Source organism: Bradyrhizobium sp. I1.14.4 (genome assembly GCF_050435825.1).
In the GTDB taxonomy this organism is placed as follows: domain Bacteria; phylum Pseudomonadota; class Alphaproteobacteria; order Rhizobiales; family Xanthobacteraceae; genus Bradyrhizobium.
Genome location: NZ_JBNDLA010000034.1, coordinates 45,176 through 64,402 on the forward strand (window position 1 = coordinate 45,176; position 19,227 = coordinate 64,402).

General features: G+C 60.0%; 21 protein-coding genes and 2 pseudogenes. 16 read left to right on the top strand and 7 right to left on the bottom strand.

Features of this window, described 5'->3' with window-relative positions; all coding sequences use genetic code 11:
- The first annotated feature begins 42 nt into the window (after positions 1–42).
- The 3 genes and pseudogenes from ABIB78_RS35335 (at position 43) to ABIB78_RS35345 (ending at position 1,205) form a co-directional block, all read left to right on the top strand.
- The gene (locus tag ABIB78_RS35335; protein WP_429033376.1) at positions 43–237 is read left to right on the top strand and encodes a hypothetical protein; all 195 of its coding nucleotides are present in this window, start codon (positions 43–45) and stop codon (positions 235–237) included.
- 41 nt (positions 238–278) lie between these two features.
- A pseudogene (locus tag ABIB78_RS35340) lies at positions 279–577 on the top strand (ParB/Srx family N-terminal domain-containing protein); the annotation flags it as partial.
- 349 nt (positions 578–926) lie between these two features.
- On the top strand, positions 927–1,205 hold the full coding sequence (locus ABIB78_RS35345) for a hypothetical protein (protein WP_429033378.1): 279 nt from the start codon (positions 927–929) through the stop codon (positions 1,203–1,205).
- 245 nt (positions 1,206–1,450) lie between these two features.
- On the opposite strand, the gene ABIB78_RS35350 is transcribed toward ABIB78_RS35345, so the two are convergent.
- Positions 1,451–2,026, bottom strand: a complete 576-nt coding sequence (locus ABIB78_RS35350) for a hypothetical protein (RefSeq protein ID WP_429033380.1) — start codon at positions 2,024–2,026, stop codon at positions 1,451–1,453.
- A gap of 312 nt (positions 2,027–2,338) precedes the next feature.
- On the opposite strand from ABIB78_RS35350, the gene ABIB78_RS35355 reads away from it, so the two are divergent.
- The 4 genes from ABIB78_RS35355 (at position 2,339) to ABIB78_RS35370 (ending at position 5,071) form a co-directional block, all read left to right on the top strand.
- Positions 2,339–2,521 carry a hypothetical protein gene (locus tag ABIB78_RS35355; protein ID WP_429033430.1) on the top strand — a complete coding sequence of 61 codons (183 nt, stop codon included), beginning with the start codon at positions 2,339–2,341 and terminating at the stop codon, positions 2,519–2,521.
- The gene (locus ABIB78_RS35360) at positions 2,487–3,200 is read left to right on the top strand and encodes an ABC transporter substrate-binding protein (RefSeq protein WP_429033427.1); all 714 of its coding nucleotides are present in this window, start codon (positions 2,487–2,489) and stop codon (positions 3,198–3,200) included. The genes ABIB78_RS35355 and ABIB78_RS35360 overlap by 35 nt, the downstream gene beginning before the upstream one ends.
- Before the next feature lie 54 nt (positions 3,201–3,254).
- Positions 3,255–4,487, top strand: a complete 1,233-nt coding sequence (locus ABIB78_RS35365) for an MFS transporter (protein ID WP_429033383.1) — start codon at positions 3,255–3,257, stop codon at positions 4,485–4,487.
- Positions 4,488–4,576: 89 nt separating this feature from the next.
- On the top strand, positions 4,577–5,071 hold the full coding sequence (locus ABIB78_RS35370) for a PaaI family thioesterase (protein ID WP_429033385.1): 495 nt from the start codon (positions 4,577–4,579) through the stop codon (positions 5,069–5,071).
- Between the two features lie 33 nt (positions 5,072–5,104).
- On the opposite strand, the gene ABIB78_RS35375 is transcribed toward ABIB78_RS35370, so the two are convergent.
- The gene (locus ABIB78_RS35375; protein WP_429033388.1) at positions 5,105–5,746 is read right to left on the bottom strand and encodes a TetR/AcrR family transcriptional regulator C-terminal ligand-binding domain-containing protein; all 642 of its coding nucleotides are present in this window, start codon (positions 5,744–5,746) and stop codon (positions 5,105–5,107) included.
- Positions 5,747–5,976: 230 nt separating this feature from the next.
- On the opposite strand from ABIB78_RS35375, the gene ABIB78_RS35380 reads away from it, so the two are divergent.
- From ABIB78_RS35380 to ABIB78_RS35395, 4 genes and pseudogenes are all read left to right on the top strand, one after another.
- The gene (locus ABIB78_RS35380; RefSeq protein WP_429033391.1) at positions 5,977–6,975 is read left to right on the top strand and encodes a fumarylacetoacetate hydrolase family protein; all 999 of its coding nucleotides are present in this window, start codon (positions 5,977–5,979) and stop codon (positions 6,973–6,975) included.
- Between the two features lie 39 nt (positions 6,976–7,014).
- Positions 7,015–7,548, top strand: a complete 534-nt coding sequence (locus ABIB78_RS35385) for a cupin domain-containing protein (RefSeq protein ID WP_429033393.1) — start codon at positions 7,015–7,017, stop codon at positions 7,546–7,548.
- Between the two features lie 21 nt (positions 7,549–7,569).
- Complete coding sequence (locus ABIB78_RS35390) at positions 7,570–8,445, top strand: 3-keto-5-aminohexanoate cleavage protein (RefSeq protein WP_429033396.1); 876 nt, start codon at positions 7,570–7,572, stop codon at positions 8,443–8,445.
- Positions 8,446–8,702: 257 nt separating this feature from the next.
- Positions 8,703–9,326: pseudogene (locus ABIB78_RS35395) on the top strand (integrase core domain-containing protein); the annotation flags it as partial.
- 203 nt (positions 9,327–9,529) lie between these two features.
- On the opposite strand, the gene ABIB78_RS35400 reads toward ABIB78_RS35395, so the two are convergent.
- From ABIB78_RS35400 to ABIB78_RS35415, 4 genes are read right to left on the bottom strand one after another with little or no spacing between them, the layout of a single operon-like run.
- A complete protein-coding gene (locus tag ABIB78_RS35400; protein WP_429033398.1) occupies positions 9,530–10,201 on the bottom strand; it encodes a DNA-binding protein in 672 nt (223 codons plus the stop codon).
- Positions 10,176–11,366, bottom strand: a complete 1,191-nt coding sequence (locus ABIB78_RS35405; RefSeq protein ID WP_429033400.1) for a helix-turn-helix domain-containing protein — start codon at positions 11,364–11,366, stop codon at positions 10,176–10,178. Before ABIB78_RS35405 ends, ABIB78_RS35400 begins: the two co-directional genes overlap by 26 nt.
- A complete protein-coding gene (locus ABIB78_RS35410) occupies positions 11,359–12,738 on the bottom strand; it encodes a 7-cyano-7-deazaguanine synthase (RefSeq protein ID WP_429033403.1) in 1,380 nt (459 codons plus the stop codon). The genes ABIB78_RS35405 and ABIB78_RS35410 overlap by 8 nt, the downstream gene beginning before the upstream one ends.
- Positions 12,735–13,310 carry a hypothetical protein gene (locus tag ABIB78_RS35415; RefSeq protein WP_429033406.1) on the bottom strand — a complete coding sequence of 192 codons (576 nt, stop codon included), beginning with the start codon at positions 13,308–13,310 and terminating at the stop codon, positions 12,735–12,737. The genes ABIB78_RS35410 and ABIB78_RS35415 overlap by 4 nt, the downstream gene beginning before the upstream one ends.
- A 295-nt stretch (positions 13,311–13,605) precedes the next feature.
- Between ABIB78_RS35415 and ABIB78_RS35420 the strand changes: the two genes are divergently transcribed.
- From ABIB78_RS35420 to ABIB78_RS35435, 4 genes are all read left to right on the top strand, one after another.
- Entirely contained in the window at positions 13,606–14,418 is an 813-nt protein-coding gene (locus ABIB78_RS35420) for a type IV toxin-antitoxin system AbiEi family antitoxin domain-containing protein (RefSeq protein ID WP_429033408.1), read from the top strand.
- Positions 14,418–15,446, top strand: coding sequence for a nucleotidyl transferase AbiEii/AbiGii toxin family protein (locus ABIB78_RS35425; RefSeq protein WP_429033411.1), 1,029 nt, complete (start codon positions 14,418–14,420; stop codon positions 15,444–15,446). Before ABIB78_RS35420 ends, ABIB78_RS35425 begins: the two co-directional genes overlap by 1 nt.
- A gap of 414 nt (positions 15,447–15,860) precedes the next feature.
- Entirely contained in the window at positions 15,861–15,983 is a 123-nt protein-coding gene (locus tag ABIB78_RS35430) for a hypothetical protein (RefSeq protein ID WP_429033414.1), read from the top strand.
- Between the two features lie 127 nt (positions 15,984–16,110).
- Positions 16,111–16,320, top strand: coding sequence for a hypothetical protein (locus ABIB78_RS35435; RefSeq protein ID WP_429033416.1), 210 nt, complete (start codon positions 16,111–16,113; stop codon positions 16,318–16,320).
- 549 nt (positions 16,321–16,869) lie between these two features.
- Here ABIB78_RS35435 and ABIB78_RS35440 read toward each other — a convergent pair.
- Complete coding sequence (locus ABIB78_RS35440; RefSeq protein ID WP_429033418.1) at positions 16,870–17,451, bottom strand: hypothetical protein; 582 nt, start codon at positions 17,449–17,451, stop codon at positions 16,870–16,872.
- A gap of 1,030 nt (positions 17,452–18,481) precedes the next feature.
- Here ABIB78_RS35440 and ABIB78_RS35445 point away from each other — a divergent pair.
- On the top strand, positions 18,482–19,108 hold the full coding sequence (locus ABIB78_RS35445) for a hypothetical protein (RefSeq protein ID WP_429033421.1): 627 nt from the start codon (positions 18,482–18,484) through the stop codon (positions 19,106–19,108).
- Positions 19,109–19,227: the final 119 nt, after the last annotated feature.

Here is a 19,227-nt window from a genome sequence, read left to right on the forward strand (position 1 = left end):
GAATGGCACCGGACGGCCGGTGCGGTTGCCTGTGCGGGCGCGATGTTCGACTTCGAACAGAGCGAATGCGCGTCACTCGTTAACCGCCGGGCCCTTGGCGAAGTTGAGGAGGTCTGCCGCGGTCTGCTCTGTGGCCGCAACCGCGATTGCTCCGATGCGGTGCCGGTGATCCCGCCGAGGAAGAAGGCCACTTCCATTCGCGTCGATGACGACGTGCTCGACTTCTTCGAAAGCTAAGGCGAAATACATGCGCAGAGAAATACATGCGCAGAATCGATATGACGAAGGCTGTCCAAAGCATCACCCTGTCGCCCTCACGCGACATTCCGTCAACACGCTGGCGCTGAGTCCATCCAACGTCCGTCATGTGAAGGCGGGGATTTCGATCGAGCAACTCGCCGAACGCATCGCCGCGCGTACGCTTCTACAGAGCCCCAACGTTGGTGCCGTCGTTGATGGCGAGGGGAACGAGACTGGTACGTTCGAAGTGCCTGCAGGCGGCAGGCGCTATCGCGCGCTCGAACTGCTTGTGAAGCAAAAGCGCATGGCGAAGACGCAGGCTGTTCCTTGCGTCGTTTAGCAAGCGCGGCTTTGCGATGACCTCCGGCCTTGGCGGCCCATGGCGGCACGTATAGCGATGGGGACGGCAAGACAATCGTGATCAATCCGAGCTCCGGGCGCGGCGACGTCGTCGCCGAAAGCGATGGTATACGCATCGTGGCGGGGTGCAAAGGCGGCGTTGTCAACACGCGGCATGCAGGGCAGCTTTCGCGGCTGCGTCAGGGTCTGTGCGAAGCGATTGGACTCTCGCTTGCGACGCCGCTCGTGGAGGGGCGGCACCAGTTCGCGGTCGTGCCGCGGACGAAGGTGACCGAGACATTGGCGGGACGCATGGCAGCGAGGGCACTGAGGCCGTGGCGACCGTCATGACGGATCTCGCGGAAAGCATTGAGGGTCAAAAGCTCGCTGCCATGTCAGCGCATTTCGAGCGCGCTTGCGGCCAGCGAGCCGGCTATCTGCTCGATCGGCTCGGTCATACCGAGCGCGCCAATGCGCTTCACGACCGGCTCTTTGAAAAAGAGGCGATGCCCTGGGTCACGCTCGAACCGGAGCGTCGAAAGGATAGGAAGACGCAACGCACGCCTGTCGAGCGCAACAAGCATTGGCGCGTGATTGTGCAGCGTTATCCGGAGATCGATGAATGATCCCCGCTCAAAACATCATCGCTTGGTCAAAGAATGCGCCGTGGGCTGAGCAGAGGCAAGTCGAACAAGACCTCATCATCGCACGAGCGCTCGTCGAGCTTTTCAACGATCCGGAAACCATGAGGGCGGCGTCGCCTGAGACAAGGCCAAGCTGGACATTATTGCGGTTCCGTTGCTGGCCGCCGGGATGGAGGAGGCCGCCGAGAATGCGAGCCCCATCGAGGCGTCCGATAGCCGCGAGATGTTCAAGCGCACGCAACGCGTTCGGTCCGAAGGCCACAAGCCAAGCCTTGGGAAGCATGGCAAAGGTCGACCGCAAGGTTCCCTTCGATCATACGCCCCATGAAGGGGCGGGCCGTAATGCGGCTGTCTCCGGCGTAGTTGCCGGATTTCTTCAGCACCGGATAGCGCAGGGCCGATGTGAAATGCGCTCGGCGCGCGGCGCTGACGAAGAGATCGAGCGTTGACGCAAGGCCGAAGAGCCGGTGCAAATCGAAGTGATCCATCAATCGCTCGCCAAGTGTGCGCATGCTGCCCTTGAACGACGCGGCCCTTTTGGCGCGATGCGCCGCCTCATCAAGCGAGCCGCCAGCAGCAAGCAACGCGCGAAAGCTCAGCAGGGCTTCGAGCGCCTGTTGTGTGCCGGGCGTGACCCCGACGATGACAATATCGGCTTCGTCGTCGATCCAATCGAACGGCGCGAAAAACGCGCTGTAGCCGGCCTCCTGGACCAGCGCCTCATCTCGCAAGGCCGACGGGCCGTCAGACATGACGGCACGGCGAACGTCATCCTCGGTCGCGCGCGTGATCACCGGGCGCATGCGCTCCAAGAGGGCGCGGGAAAGCGACTCGATCCGAAGTGGTGGCCTTCTGATCTTCGTCCGACTTCTCTCAGGCGATCCGCTGGCAGACCGGTCGTCTGCTTTCCTCCCGAATGGGAACTGACCGCCGGACCACCGGCGGCCCTTTTTCACCGTCGTTGGCTTTCCACAGCCCGGCGGGCGCTTCGAATGCTCCAGAATTAGCTTGCGATATACGAAACGGATCGTATCGTAGTTCGTAAGATTGCGCTGCAGTCCGCGCCGACGGCGCGGACTTAATGAACAAGCGCAGAATTCGGATTGGGAGGGCCGGTGCAAAAGATCAGACAGACCGTCTTCGTTCTGCCCAGCGCCCTGGTGCTCGCTGAGCGCGTGGGACTGGTCGACGATCTCGCGATCCTCACCAACTTCACGAAGTCATCGCTCGAAAGCTCTATCGAGCGAGGATGTCGATCTTGCCATCACGGCGATAGACAACATCATCGCCTGGAATGATCGGGGCGGCGACTTTGTGCTCGTCGCCCAGATCGAACAGACGACACCACTGACGCTGCTCGCTCGAGCACCGGTTCATACGATCGGTGCGCTGGCCGGAAGCCGCATCGCGGTAGATGCGCCGGACAGCGGCTTCGCAATTCCTTTGCGAGCCATCCTCAAACGTCAGGGCGTTCTGTTCGAGGATGCTACGTGGCTGCTTCTGGGCGGTGTCAGAGAGCGCTACGAGGCTTTGATCGCGGCTCGTTGCGACGCGACCTTGCTCGGGCCGCCTTTCGATCTTGCGGCCAAGGCCGCCGGTTTCGTACCGCTTATTGAGATACAGCAAGTGTGGTCCGACTTTCCTGGCCAAGGGGTGGTCGCTTCACGCAAGGCTCTGAGAGACAAGTCCACAATTTTCGAGACGTACCTGTCGACCATCGCCCGAGCCGCTTCATGGGCCCGCGAAAATCCGGATCAGGCTGAGGCAATTCTTGTTCAATCATCGCCTTCGCAGGAGATGGCTCGCGCCATGCTCCGGGCGATGCCTAACGATCTCGTGCCGTCGCAAAGCGGCGTAGATCGGCTGATCGAAACTCGATCCGAACTCGGTCTCCTCGCTCCCGGAACCCTCAAGTACGGCGATCTCGTCGATCGTACGATCGTCGCACGACTAGCGGGGACCAACCGCAGGGAATGAAGAAGGGGAACGTGTGGACCAACGAACCAAGAAAGACGATGGGAGAAAAAACGTATGAGTGGTACTGTCCGATCTGAGAACGAACTCTGGCGCGGACGCGGTCTCATCGCCGGATGCCTGATCGGCATGATGATGAGCGTGTCGTCGATCTATTTCTATACAACCGGACTATTCTTGAAGCCGTTGGCCGCCGAGTTCGGCTGGACGCGCGGAATGGCATCATTGGGTCCCCTTGTGGGCATCCTCGCCATTGGAGTCGCGTCGCCCTTTGCCGGCAGGTTGGTGGATCGCTTCGGCGCCCTCAGGATGGCCATTCTGTCCGCAGCCGGACTAGCGGCTTCCTTTGCCTTGCTGGGCACGGCGACCGCGGGACTCGTCAGTTTCCTTCTGATCACGCTCCTGGTCTGCGTCGTCGGCAGTGCAACGACTCCGGTATCCTATGGACGGATCGTCGTCGGAAAATTTCCGACACGGCTCGGTTTGGTCTACGGAATCGTTTACTGCGGTCCCGGATTGGGCGCTCTGGTCTTCCCCGTGTTGGTCGGCCAATTGCTCGGCACTTACGGTTGGAGAGAAGCTTATTTCGGACTGGCATTCATCACCCTTTGCACGATTCCCATCATCGCGTGGTTGCTGCGGACGGAGTTCGTCCGGGATCGGACGCAGATTGAGCGCCAACCATGGAACTGGCGCCTCTATGCCAACCGTCGGTTTGCGCTGCTCGCGGTCATCTTCTTGCTCGCCTCGACCGGAATTTTCGGAACCATCGTTCATTTCGTCCCGATGTTAACCGATCGCGGAATCGCTCCAGCCACCGCCGCAAGCATGGCAGGACTGATCGGTTTCGCCGTAATCGCAGGGCGTCTGATCACAGGCTACCTTCTCGATCTGGTCGAGACCAACCTTCTCGCGACGGCCGTGTTTCTTCTGTCGGCCGGCGGAGCTCTCATGCTTTCGACAGGCAACACGGCATTGATCTTGCCCGGGACGCTGGCGATGGGTTTCACGATCGGGTCGGAGTTCGACCTCGCTCTCTTCCTGATTGGCCGACGTTTCCCGCCTGCCCATTTCAGCACGCTGTTCGGCGGCATCTACCTCGCTGTTTCACTCGGTGGTGGGGCCGGTCCAATTTTGGCCGGAGCGCTTTTCGATGCCACAGGCAATTACCTGAGCTGGCTGAGCGTGGCGATCGGCTGCCTGGTGGCATCCGCCGGCCTCTGCCTGCTTGGACGATTGCCGGCGTTCCAGGCAGGCGTCCACGAAGGGCTCGAGCCCGCGAGCACTTGAAGTCGCCGAACGCTCGGCAGGGCAGCAGAGAGGTCAGCCGGCTTTGACTGCGGCTGACCTCGTTTCGACAGCATTTCCGGACTCTCAGAATGAATCTTGATCAGCAACTGCTACGTAGACTTTCCTCTGGCAGGGAATTGCCTGCCGCCGTCGCTTCGAGCGCCCTGGCTAGGGCTCTCCAGACGCAGTTGAAGGAGATCGATCCAAAAACCGCCAGCGTCGAACTATTATTTGTTGTGGGAGACGACTTCACACAGGCGGAAGACGTTGTTCACGGTGGAACCGTAGCGACCATGCTCGATTTCGCCATGGCCTATGCCGCACTCATGGCCGTCGACGACGGCCTCTCGGTGGCCACGATAACCATGAACGTATCGTGCATACGATCCGCCAAGCCTGGCGCCTACAGGGCCCGCGGGGAAATCGAACGTTGCGGTAGAAACATCGTTTTCGTGCGCGGAATTCTCTCCGACGGCGAAGGACGCCTCGTCGCTACCGCCGCTTCCTCGCTGGCGATCGTCAGTCCTCGTCGCATGACGGAACAAGCCGCACAGAGAGAAAGTCCCACCGCCAGGACGGTTTAGCCGAGATGCGGACCTCGACCGAGATCGTCGTCCCTACTGCTTGGTCGATGTGCGAGACGCCTTTGACGGCGGCTGCGCTATCAACAGATCGACGGTATCGCATAGGCGGCCGATGAACTCCGCATCTAACGGGATCGCGAACATAAGACGCCGATAGATCGGCGCATAAAGAAGCTCAACGATCCAGCTCGCATCTAGGTCAGTCCGGAATTGCCCCTCGGTCTGTCCGCGCTCAACCGTCTCTTGCACGAGCCGCCGCCGGTTTTCGGTGAAGCGCCTATTGAATTCGGCAAACAGCGCTTTATCGTCGCGTCCCTCGCAAAGTATTTGGACGACGAGGGTGCCGGCGCGGCCATTGAAGTACTTTGCCAGCGACGTCAGATGCCGTTTGATGGCCGAGCGGGGGTCCATCGCTGTCGGCATGGGGGTGTTGCTGAAGTGGGAGTCGAGGAATGCCTCGATCACCAGCGCCCCTTTACTCGTCCACCAGCGATAAATCGTCGCCTTGCCTACCTTCGCCTCTCGGGCGACCGCTTCAATGGCGAGATCGGCAACGGAGACCGTCTGCAAGAGTCTCATCGTGGCCGACAGGATAGCTTGCCTGGATGCCTGGTCACGAGGCCGACCGGTTCGGCCGGAGTCGGAAGTTTCATCTTCGACGAGCCGCTTCTGCAACCGGTCAGATCGCGGTTTGAGCGACCGGCGCGCTTGAGCCGTTGATGCCATTGTCCTCGATGCACTCATGTTAGGCCCGATTCGATCCGGGCAGGATCGTCTCTGAGTATCACAGCCGGAACTCCCCCGACAGGCGCAGCACCCGCAAGATCACACATGATCCGGCGCGCTTGACAAGGGGATACCCGGATATTACGAAACGTATCGTATCAAAACAAGGGGGGACCGAAATGAAGCTCGGACGCATTGCTGTTGAAACGCCATTCGGTCCGGTCGCCCGCCTCGTCGCGGTTGATGTCCAAAAAAACGCGGTCGTCGATCTCGCTTCGGCGGAAGTCCTGCGGCGCTTGGCAAAGGGCGCAACCCGTGAGGCGGCTCAGCGCTACGCTTCGGCGCTGTTTCCCGGAAGCATGTCCGCGGCGATCGGACTCGGCGACGCCTTCCTTGAAAATGCGCGGGAAGCGGCTCTTTCGCGCGCTGACGACGCCTCGAAGCCCATTTCCGAGATCAAATGGCTGAGTGCTACGGACCCTTCTGTAATCCGTGACGGTCTGACGTTTCTCAAGCACATCAAACAATTTCACGAGCGCGTTGGGGCAGAGCCGGCGTCCGCTTTGTTGGAGATTCCCGGCTACTTCAAGGGTACGCCTCATACGGCAGTCGGTCACGATGCCGAGGTCGCCAAGCCCTTCTATACGGAATACTGCGACTACGAGCTGGAGCTGGGTTACGTCGTCGGCCGTGCTTGCCACAACGTCACGCCCGAAGAGGCCAAGAGCGCGATTTTCGGAGTCACGATCTTCAACGACTGGAGCGCGAGGGACGTCCAGAAGATCGAGCTTGGAATCGGAATGGGGCCCGGCAAGGGCAAGGATTTCGCATTCGGTATCGGCCCGTGGATCGTCACGATGGACGAAATTGGACGCACGGACGATCTCGAGATGATCGTGCGCATCAACGGGGAGGAGTGCTCCCGCGGAAACAGCGCCGAGACGCTCTGGAGCCCCGAAGAGCTGCTGGCCTACATGTCCATCTCGGAGACCGTGCAGCCCGGAGATCTCATCGGTTCGGGCACCGTCGGGAATGGCTCGGGTCTCGAAATCGGTCGAAAGCTCGAGGTCGGCGACGTCTTGGAATTGGAAGTGTCTCGCCTGGGGACGCTCCGAAACAAGATCGGGCCGGCCGAGCAAAGGCGCTGGTGGCCGGAGAAGCGCAAGAAATTCTGGTGAGTGAAAAGTGCGCCCATCTCTCAGTGAGTTGAAATAGCCATGGCAAAGCCAATTCGTCGCATTGTAACCGGTCATCGTGCGGACGGTCGGTCCGTCATTCTCTCCGACGACGCCGCGCCTAGCGTCCACGTGGTGCCCGGTACTCCCGGGTTGGCGGGAACCGTTCTGTGGGTCGCCGACAGGAGCCCGGCGGATATCGTCGAGCAAACGGAGACAGCCCCTGCCGACCGCAAGCTGGCGATCGAGCCGCCAGCAGGCGGCAACATGCTGCGCATAGCCGAGTTTCCGCCGGATAGTCTCTATTCGCGCGAAGAACTCGAGAAGTTCAGGCGTGAAATCGGAAGTCCACAGGCATTCGACACGAAGGCCAGGCACTTCTTCTTCCATAAAACCCCCACGCTCGATTACGCAATCGTGCTCGAGGGAGAGGTGTGGGCGATGATGGACGAAGGCGAGACGCTGATGAGGCCGGGCGACGTCCTCATCCAGCGCGGGACGAACCACGCCTGGTCCAACCGTTCGGACAAGGTCTGCCGGGTCGCCTTCGTGCTGATCGACGCCGAACATCACTAGAAGCAAAGCTGGCCAAGATCGATGTCGAATCCGACCATCATCACCTGCGCGCTGACCGGTGCCGGCGACACAGTTAGCAAGAGTCCCGCGGTTCCCGTCACGCCGAAGCAGATCGCCGACCAGGCGATCGATGCCGCAAAGGCAGGCGCGGCTGTCGTGCACATTCACGTTCGCGATCCGGCTACAGGTGCACCGTCCGTCGAGTTCGCACACTACTCGGAAGTCGTCGAACGAATACGGGGATCATCGACGGACGTCGTCGTGAACCTGACCAGCGGTCCGGGTTCGCTATATGCGGCGGATGGTCTGCTGCTCCATCCGGCTCCAGGCGTGAACCCACCGATGACGCCGCAACAACGGCTGGAACACATCCTGAAGCTGAAGCCGGAAGTCTGTAGCCTGGATGTAGCCACGCTGAATTTCGGAAGAATCGCGATGATCAATCTCGTTCAAGACCTTGAGGTCATGGGACGGGCGATAACAGACGCAAACATCAAGCCAGAAATCGAGGTGTTCGATCTGGGTCACATTCGGCTGGCCAAACACCTGCTGGAAGTCGGGATTCTGAAATCTCCAGCGTTCTTCCAGTTCTGTCTGGGCGTTCCTTGGGGAGCGCCAGCGCAGTCGGACGTGCTTGAGGTCATGCGCGGCATGCTTCCTTCCGGAGCCCTCTGGAGCGCATTCGGAACCGCGCACGATCAGTTCAAGATCGCCGCTGCGGCATGTGAACTCGGAGGCCACGTGCGCGTAGGTCTCGAAGACAACCTGTACATCGCAAGAGGACAACTTGCGTCGAGCAACGCGCAGCTCGTCGAGGAGGCCGCTCGGGTCATCACGCGCCAGGGGTCGAGACCGGCATCCCCGGCCGAGGCACGGGAGATCCTGCTCGGTGGGTAGTCGGCCTTTCGAACCCAAAAGGTAGCCAAGCCCGGTATCAAAAAAAGAGCGGGCACTTGCAGGCAGGATGGGATGGTCGAGCGGACGCGGTCCGAGATCACCGACGGAATGCGCATCGACTGGGACGTAGGTATCCGCATGGATGATGGTGTTATCGTGCGTGCCGATGTCTTCCGGCCCATCAGCGAAGGAAAATACGCTGCGCTCCTGTTCTATGTCCCTACGCGAAAGGTTTGCACTTCGAAGACGGCTATCCGGACGAGCATACGCCAGCGATCAGCACGGTTCATGCCGTGCTCAATCGCCATGGCCTGGTCAAGCGCCGAACCAGACGACGCAACAGGGCTGAGGGCACCACTCTCTCTCGCCCGGCCCAGCGCAATGAACTGTGGTGTGCCGATTACAAGGGCGAGTTCATGCTTGCCGATAGGCGATATTGCTATCCACGGACCATCACCGACTTCGCCTGCGACGCGCTCTCTACCACCAAGGAAGCCCACGCTTTCTCGGTGTTTGAGGCCGTATTCGAGGAATTTGGCCTGCCGCGGGCCATCCGCACCGACAGCGGCGTTCCCTTTGCTAGTCCAATGCCTGTTCGGATTGAGCAGACTGTCGGTGTGGTGGCTCAGGCTTGGCATCGAGATCGAGCGCATCAAGCCCGGCCATCCGCAGCAGAATGGCAACCATGAGCGGATGCATCTGACCTTCAAGCTGAAGGCCACCAAGCCGGCCGCCAAAACTTCCTGCAGCAGCAGGCCAGGTTCGACGACTTCATCGATTGCTATGACAATGAGCGGCCGCACCAGGCCCTCAAAATGCAGTGCCCAGCACAATGCTACCAGCCCTCGTCACGGCCGTACTGCGGCTTGCCAGACCTCGACTAGACGATTCGAACGTGTAACCTCCACCCTTCGCAGGGGACGCTCTATCTCTGGCGGAAGCGCAGCGCATCCCAACGCGCTGCGGCTTGCCATGGAAGGGCATGGGTAAATCTGCTCCTCGTTCACGCCTTAGCCGTCCAGCGACCCAATGAAAGCAATCCGCTAGGCTTCTGTTGCGACATCGTCAAACCAGTGTTCGCTGTTCACTTTAGATTTGGGAGCTTCGCGCGGTCGGCAGAATTTACAGCGGCGGCCCCAGAGTGCTCGTCGAAAAATCGCTCTCGATACCCAGGGAGGCAAGTGCAATCGCGTGAACGCTCCATCCCTATAAGCGCGATAACGCCTTCCACTCTTTGTAATGGAATTCGCATGCGCCCGTCGCGAAGAGCGAAATACATCGCTTGGATGACAGGTTGGTCGCCGAGGACCGCGATGGCCGTTGGATGATGTAAGATGTCTAACGACCAGCCTGGATTTCGCGTTTTCAATAGCGCGCTGGCGCGGCTTCGTCCGCGCCGTTCATCGATAACCGGCAGGAAAAATCTTGCTGCCGCGATGGCGATCGTTGCAGCTTCGCCGTCGTCAAGGGAGGGCGAGGTAGACGTGAGTTCATGAAAAATCTCGTATTCGGCGTCGGTCATAGTGGCGAGCGTCACGATTCCACCAGTCACGAGATCTAGCAGAAAGCGGTGCTCGCCGTTCTGCCGGCTCGTCTCGTGCTCCAGCTCTCCAGCCACGATCTCGGACACGAGGACATCGTTGGGAATGGACGCGAGGATGCGCTCGCCATACTTGCAAGCGTGAAGGTTGATCAGAACACTCGTGTCGAGAATCAGCGGATCCGCGATATCAATCAGGGAGCTTGCGCAACTCATCCGTGTCTCTTTCCTCAAGCTCGATCTGGTCGATAACGCCGCGAAGCTCCACTCGGCCCACCTTCAGCAGCTCCGCCAATTGTCCTTCCGACATGAGCTCGCGCTTCCAGGCGGCATGCGCCATCAGGCTCAGGCGGTGGGAGATGGGTCGGTCCGCGTCGCTCTTTGCGGGATCGCGGCGACCGGCCATTTCGCCGAGGACCTCTCGGACATTGTCATCGGTGATGCCGCCGTTGTTTTCGAACCATGCCCACGTGCCTTTCTTGGCAAGGCCCAATTCCTCGAGCCGCAGCCCGCAGGCTTGGCGCGAGATATTATATTGCTGGGCGAGGAGAATGATCAGGCGCCGGGTCGTTTTGCCGGTGATCTCCTTCAGTTGGCGGAAGCTTTCCGAGAAGCTCTCGGCTGGCGTCAGGAATGCACGGCCAAAGACGTTAGCATAGCGTTCATCGCGTGAGAGGAACTTCTCATCGTCTTCGAGCACTTCGGGAATCTGACGGGTAGCATAGAAGTGGCCGACCTCATGCGCCGCGGACTGGATGCGCCGCGGCAATGGGTGGTTGGCGTTTAGAAGTATGCAGGCGCCGACACTTTCATCGTAGGTGAAAAGGCCAGCAACCTTTGAACTGGATGAGAGACGACGCTGATACAATCGGATGCCAAGACCCAGTTCGATGACCGAGAAGATGTCGGCGATCGGCCCCGGACCGAGACCCAGCCAGTCGCGCAATTCCTTGGCATGCTTTTCTGCGAGGGCCGCAACGTCGCCCTCGTTTATACCGTGTTCCGGGGGGTAATTTCGACGTCGGTGGATGCCGAGGACATTCTCCATTTCAACGTCCGCTTTAATCAGGTCGTTGAATAGCTGAACGGCTTCAGTGGTGTGCGCGTCCTCCGTCTCCCGCAACTTGCGGAACCGAGGCATCAGATCGGTATGCACTGCCTCGCGGCGGAGGAGGGCGTTGACCGATACGCCGTAGTGGCGCGCGAGCGTCTGGATTTCCTGGATGCGCACACGGCGCACGCCCTTCTCGATGGATACAAGGGTGGGGCGGGACATGCCGATGACCTGGGCCGCGTCATCCTGGCGGACGTCTGCGTTCTCCCGTGCTATCCGCAGCCGGCGTCCTATTTCCTGTGCGCTCAGCTCATTCAGATCAGCCATTGCGCCCTCCATCCATCCAGCTTTTCAAAAAGCTTTGATCTCCTTGCGCGGACAAAAATGCCCGCCATTCCTCGGCATGAGTTACCAACATCGTCCTCAGTTTCTTCAGAGTGTCTTCGTAGTTTTCCGCTATCGCAGCTGAGATTTGCGAGGCGTGAACGCGAATGTTCTCGTCAGGCAAGCCGCTCATGTCCGCGAGATGCTGCAGGTGACGCGCACCGACGCTTCCGTATTCGACCATGATGTCCCGATCAGCCTTTTGGGGTATAATCGATAAAGCATCGGCCGCGTCAGAAGCGGCAAGGTCGGACACGATATACGTACCAGGCGCCTCGTTAACGCCAGCGGCATGCAGGCTGAGGCGTCTCAGCAAGCAAGCCGCGCACAGGCCACACTGCTTTCTACCGCCTACATTGACGACCCGGCGCGTTTGCCAACAGGAATGGGTACTCGTCAGATGCTGTTCGGACTTTCCGATCATGTCCAGAAACGCGCGCAACGTCTGACCTTTCGTCGACCAGAGGCGTGGCTGCTCAAACCGCACTCGGTAGCCCAGCACTGCCTTGATGAAGCGCTCCATCTTCCGAAAGAACGTCGGATGGTTGCGATAGTCGGCGTAGACGTTGTGCAGCGGGAGAAGTACCGGCCCAAGCGCGCCCTGGCCGCTCTCCGGAACAATGACGCGCGTCACGTTTGAGAGCTGTGCAGCAATCGCCGTCACCGTCGCAAACTGAAATCCCCGCGAGCGGAAGCTGCTTTCGTTCCCGCGATATCCCTTCACCTTGAAGGGAATCTGCGTGAAATAACTATCCCCGTTTTTGCGCCGCTGGCGATTGCCCGCGACCCGGATACACAGTGCCTCAGCCTCGCTCCCGCTCAGAGCGGAGACGGCACGCGAATCCAAACCATCGCTGTAAGCGACGGCGAAGGTCTTGGCCTTGCCGAAGTCCAACGGCATCTGCCGCGTGCCGATCGGCGAGAAGTTCTTTGCCTGGACAAAGGTCAATCGCCATGCGTCGCCGGTCAGGTGGTTCAAGACGCCGTGCAGGGCCTTCAGAACCTCCGGCTTCTGCCAAGCCTTAAGGTCGATGACTGGGATCGCCACATCGAAGGTTCGGCGCCAGCCCAACGGACGCTTCCAACGCCGGTCAGCGAACTCGATGGCGGCGCAGAGAACAAGCATATCGTAGTGCAGCGGCTCGAAGCCCTTTACGTCAAAGCGATCCAGAACCGCCGGATTAAAGCAAATGTGACGGCCGACCTCCGCGATCACAGCACCCTTCGGGAGGATGCGGCGGCTGCGCTTCTGTCCCTTTTCGATAACGATCAAGCGCTTGTCTTGCATCGGTGAGCATTTCGGATTGGCGCTCACTCTTCGGGCCCCTCATCTACGCCGGCTTTCTTCTCAACCGCCTGCCTGAACGCGCGCTTGTTGCCGGTGGCCAAGGCGTCGCAGAGTTCGCTGGGCTTGATGGCAGCGAACGTCTCGCGGTTCCGCTCGATTCCCTTCTGGTAATCTTCGCGGCTCATGTCGCCGAGCTCGCGGGCACGAATGCATTCTTCGTCGAGCCGGTTTTTGGTGGTGCCGATCCATTCTTTTGTCGTGCTGTCGAGCGCCTGATCGAGCGCCTTCTCGGGAGGGAGTTGATCCCGGAGATTCGCAATCAGATGTCTTTGCAGGGTATCCGCCAGTGGCGACGTTGGATGAGTCTCGAAAATCGTTTCGACCGCCGTGACCGGGTCTAAGTCCATTTGGGGGCGGTCGGCATGAGCTTTGAGTTCATCGAAAAGGGGACTGAACGTCTTCATGTCCACGTCACCAATCATGCTGTGGCACGCCTGCGTCGTTCGCTCCTCACGGCTCGTGGCGTCGCTGACCAGGTCTTGGCCATAACGCTTCCAGCTGCTGGGCAACTCCGCATTTCTGAATGGTCCATCGCTCATGGCCGCCTCCTACGTCGGCAACATAGTAACAAAATCTGTCAATGTCAATATATAATGTAAAATGTCTGACATTGAAGATCCGGCTAAGGAAACCGCTTAATTCGCCTGATGCGGTCCTTTCGCGGGGCGGCTTGTTCTAGAAGTGTGCGCCGGAAGGGGTAATTTTTAGCCCATACGGGCGCGTTTTCGCCATCAAGGCGATGGCCCGTCGGCCCGCTTTTCTCAGGAGGATTTGTTGACAGATTTGCGTCAGACCGGCTATTTATTACCCACTTCGGAGCAAAATTGAAGACTTATGCAACCCCGCCAGCACAAAACGGCCAGCTTCCTGTCGGCTCATCCGGTCTTCACCCGGGCTGAGTTCGCGGCGGCCTTCGGCCATCCGGCGAGCGCGGCCAATGTCACCAGCCTACTTAGACATCACCTGCGCGCTGGCAACATCAAGCGGGTCAGTCGCGAGGTGTTTGCCGCAGTGCCGGCCCACATGGCGGCGGACCGGATGGTGATCGACCGCTTCGCCGCGGCGAGCAAGCTGCGTCCCGATGGGGTCCTGGGATTTCACTCAGCCCTTGAGCTGCACGGCATAGCCTATTCCGAGTTCAACGAGGTTCAGCTTATCAGCGCCGGACGGACCGAACGCGTGGACCTGCCATTTGGTGCTTGCCGCTTCGTCACGCCGGCGAAGGCGTTGGCGGCGACAGGCAAGGCCAACTACCTGACCGCGACTATGGACCGCCAGGGCGTGACGGTCCGTGTGACGGCGGTCGAACGCACGGTCGTCGATGTCCTACATCGGCCAGAACTCGCAGGCGGCGGCGAGGAAGTTCTGAAGTCGCTGGATCTGGTGCGCTATCTCGATCCGGCGAAGGTCGCCGACTATGTCGAGCTGCTGGATAATCGGTCGCTCGCCTCGGTTTCCGGCTGGTGGCTCGAGAAGCGGCGCGCCGCGCTCGGCGTCTCCGACGATGTCCTGGCGCGCCTGCGAACACGGCTTCCACGATCAAAGCATTATGCGCTGGGTGCGGAACCCGGTCATGCGGTGCTCGTCGAGCCATGGCGCGTGCTTCTCCCAGCGCAGGCGGTCGACGCCGCCTTTGAAGGCGTTTGATGGTCGCGTCGCGAGAAACGCTTCAGGACATTGCGGCCGAGCGGCAGCTCCAGCCTGCGACACTGGAGCGTGTGATCCGGCTGATCGACATTCTCGATGCCTTCGGCGCCGACACGCTGATCGGGCCGCGCGTCGCCTTGAAGGGCGGCACGGCACTCAACGCCTTTCATTCCGATCTGGACCGCCTCTCTGTCGATATCGACGTCAACTATGTCGGCGCGGTCGACAAGGAACAGATGGACGCCGACCGCCCGGGATTGGAAGACCGGATCGAGCGCTTGATGGAATCGAAAGGGTACGGCGCGCGGCGTGAGCCGTCCGAGCACGCTGGCGGCAAATGGATTTATCGCTACGCCTCTGCGCTGGGCGGCGCGGGGACCATCGAGATCGATATCAATTATCTCTACCGCGGCCCGCTCTACGGCGTGGATCGCATGCCATCGGTGGCAATCGGATCCTACCAGGCCACGAATGTTCCGGTCCTCGATATCCACGAGATCGTCGCTGGCAAGATGGTCGCGCTGATCACGCGGCGCACCGCGCGCGATCTGTTCGACGCCCACCGGATCATCGCCATGCCGTCTCTCGACTGGGCGAAGATCAAGGCGGCCACCTTGATGATCGGGGCGAGCGCCAAGAGCTTCGACTGGCGCACAGCCTCGCTCGAGGCGATCGGATGCGAGGTCGGCGACATTACCGGCAAGCTGACCATGTGCCTGCACGATCGGTATTTCGACAGCTTTGGCGGCCCAGCAGCTTGGATCGAGAGCGTCACGACTGAATGCCGGGAGAAGCTCGCGCCGCTGTTTAAGTTCACAGCGGGGGAGGGCGCATTTTTGGATGCCGTGCTGGACCGGGGTGAGATCGCCGCGTCTTCTCTGGAGGTGCCAGCAAACGTGCGCGCCTCGATAGAAGCCAGTCCGGCCCTGCGGTGGAAAGCGCAGAATGTCAAAGCTTGGAAATCTGGCGACAAGTTGCTGGCGGCACGTACAAGACGAGCAGCGCGGCCACGTGGAGAGACCAGGTGAATAGTGAAGTGGATACCTGTCGAAAATTCGTTGTTCCGCGCCTGCCAACGGCGGGTTGGGAAGGCGACGCGGCTCGCCGGGGTAGGGGTTTTATATCGAAGAGATTTTGAAGTGGGTCCGAGAGGCCGCTGTCCAGCGCCAGTGGCCTCTCTGTATTCCCTAATTGTTCGCGGGAGGTGCGTTTAATGCCCACGCAGGTATGGGGTGTTGCCACGTCAATCGGCTGGACAGTGATCGTGGGCGCTATGTTGCTCTATATGATCTTCGGCCCTGGCTAAACCCTGCAACCGAGCATCTGGCCCATTTGGGTATCGGCGGCGATGCATCGCAGGGGCGCTGAGCTACTGCGCGTCGTGGGTGTGGAAAAGCGCGAGTGTGTCGAATCCCGTTATCGAGCGGGGGGCTCCGGCCACAATGGAAGAACTAAAGCATCACGACTTCATCGACTATGTCGATGATCTGGTGGCAATCCAGCCAGTGCAATGGCTGCTCAACGGCTTCATCATCCAGCGGCCGACCGAGCGGGAAGCGCTCTAGCAGCTTGAAGCGATCATAGCGGGCGCTGACCCTGAGATCGTGCAGGCTTTCGCTGAACAGGTGAAGCAGGCTGGCGCATCGACTGCGGAGAAGATTGGAACGTGGGCGGATTCGAGTCACGCCAATCTTGTCCAGCCAACGCCGGTTTCAAGACCCGTCTGTTCGGTCCCCCGAGCTGATCGCGGAACGCATCCGCGTCGATGAGGCCATCGGCGTCGACATGATCCCCTGCGCCTTCCTGAATTTCACCGACGAACTGCCGGCGTTCGGCCGGGAGGTGATTGCGCTCTTGAACCCGGCCAAAGCCAACAGGGCCCACGAGCCCGAACCTGCTTGAGCCGGCTGTGTCAAGATCAAGATGTAGAAGAGGAATGAGCTGAGAGCACAGGCCCCTCCAAAACGAGGCCCTCGCAAGAGCAGCGATCGGCGGCATGCGCGTCGCTATTTTTGCGACTTGCTCGACAACTTTGGAGATGATGAGGTCATCATGACGTATCGACCGACAGAACAGCCGAGATAGACGCGCTAAGGATCGCGCGATGCCATTTGACGAACACGGATCGCCAAACGATAAGATTGGCGGTCGCGCTTGCGTCGCAAACGGCTGCAACCTATGCCCCGGGAACTGCAATCGGGTATCGAAATCGTCTTATGTGAACGCCTTGATCATCTCGCGGGCTTCTTCAATGCGCCCGGTAGGAAACTTGCGAATCCGCAGCAGGTCGCGCAAAGGTAGAGCCGCTGTCGCTGCCCGGCCCTCGCCCGACGCCCTCCCAACTGATCATGGCGGTCGGCGAGGCGTACCCTGCGCTGACGAGGGATCGGGCTTTTGGTCTACCAGAAGATGGCCGGCCGTCCCGTCGTATCCCGGACACGTCCAATCCGATCATTTGCAGGCGATCTCTAAGTCGTCTAGGTCACGAGCTTCGTTCTTTTCGCTGGTGCCTGCACCAATGAACTTCATGCTGATCTTGGGCGGCACGGCGAAGTCAACGTCAAGGTAAGCCGTTCCCATCTTCATTGTGCTTTGAATGCGCTTTGCCATCGCGGCGCTACTGATCAGAGTGGACACCAAGAGGCCGCCGCCGCCCGTTTTAGCGGCGATGGCATTCACCTTCTGAACGTCCGCGTTTCCGCTGGACTTCAAACGCAGCCGACCTTTCGGCGGCAAACCCCACGTCACCCGAAACGTCGTGACCTCGTAGCCCATTTGTTCGAGGATCGGCAGTGCCTCACCGATTTGCTGCGTAAAAGCACTGAACTCACCGGTGAGCTTTCCCGTCGCACCCGAAAAATCGGGCAGCGATAGATCGGGTATTGATGGTAGCGAGACGGCTGGCATCGATGGCATCAAATCGCGAGCGGATTTTGTGATGCTTTCAATTCGGCTAGGAGACGCTTTGTCCTCGGCCTGAGCGGGGCCGATACTCGATGAGAATAGCGCGACAAGCAGAGCAAACCTGTGCATCCAATACTCCTTGCGTCGCAATCGACGAGTAACTTTCAGCCTCAACGCGACGCCTGCCTCAGCCGATACGAATCGATCATCGCAGTGGTCACGTCGCTCGCGTAGCAGAGTGGTGCAGCGCCGCCGGGACGCGAGTGCGCGCTCCTCGCGGCGCAAGATCGACCGTTGCGCATTGTGTCATCCGGGCACGCGCAAGGCTTGCCTGTCGCGTGATACTGATCCCGGCTCGCCTTGATCAGGATCGCCGCGATGGCGGCGGCGGTCAGAGCGGCCTCGACCTTGCGCTTGGGCTCAGGCGGCGGAGAGACCTTGTCAGGTGGACTGCTTGTGTTGGCCGGTGCGGAGCTTGGGATGGATGATGGCGACGACGAGATGATTGTCGGCCTTGGCAGCGTAGCAACGACCGGTGGAGCGGTGTTGGTGAGCGGCTTCGCTATCGCGGCAGATTGCAGCGCAACAGCTGGGGCGGGCGCGCTTGTCGCTGGCGCACCCTGACGACCAATCGAATAGGCTCCGAGGGCCGTAACGCCCAAGAGCAAAATTACAACCCCGCTCCGCATAATCCGAAAACTAGAGCGCAACCAACAGGCGAGATCAATAGTGCGCGCCACGCCGTCGCACTAGACCTTAGTTGTGTGCGCGCGAAGGAGTTTCATCTTGTGATTGAGTGGCGCTTCTAGGATTTAGAGGCCTCGTCTCAATTTTGGGGCGTTCAAGGAGAACTGCATTGAAGAAAATAATGATTGTCGCAGTCGCGCTGCTTTGCTCAACGGCGTTTGCACAGGCCAGAGGCGGCGGACACGGCGGAGGCCGCGTTTCCTACGGTGGGGGTCATCACACCTCTAGCCACGGCGGTTCTTACCTCGGCGGATCAGGATCGTCTCACAGGGGCGGCTCCTATCGGAATTTCAGCACCGGCAACCGGTACGGCACGCACAGATAATTCACTCATCATACCCCGGCATCGAACTCTCGGCGCCGGGGTATGGCCACGGAGGGCGACTTTTGACTGTTCGCGATAATGCATCTGATGAAGGTGCAGGGGATCGAACTATACCCGACCGACGAACTGGGGCAAATCGCGGCGACCCGAGCGGAAGCGGCCCGAAATCTCGGTACCGTGTCAACCGGCATTGGCTTCATTGGCTCTCCGGCATGGGCTATCGGCGCCAGCGCGGCACTTGGCTTCATCGAGTCGGCCGTCGCCGAGGCAAACAAGAAAACCGGGCTCCGCTTGCTCGCCAAGGCTGAGGAGATGTGGACCGCGACGAGCACCCGTGGCCTCCTATTTCGCATTCTCGATATCAACCGGATCGACCGACCGGCGCCAAGCGCTTGGTTTGGAAGCGTGCCAGCCTCGGAGCATGTCTTCGTCGGTGCGATGGGGCGAAAGAAAAAATGCCAGTTTCTCGAATTGCATGGCAAAACCGACGCTGATGTGGTGAACGACCACGTCGAGCGCCGGATTTCGAGATCGTATGTCCACCATGGCGATGACTTCGTCATGGTCGATACTGAATTCGGTTTGATGAATGTCAGATGGTCGAGTGTGGTGGGCTATGTGGCCCCGCGCCGAGCAGCCAGCCATCCGCCGCCGATACCAACAATTTTGGAGGCGAGGGCGTGTGCGCCCATTAAAGGAGGACACCAGTGTTAACCGCGCAAGAGATTTCGGAAGCTCGGTGCCGTCCGGAATGCGGTTGGAATTCGGCTTGGCGAATTCTCCGGGTAACATGAAGTTATCGTTTCAGGCGGCAAGGTCAATTGGCTGATCGA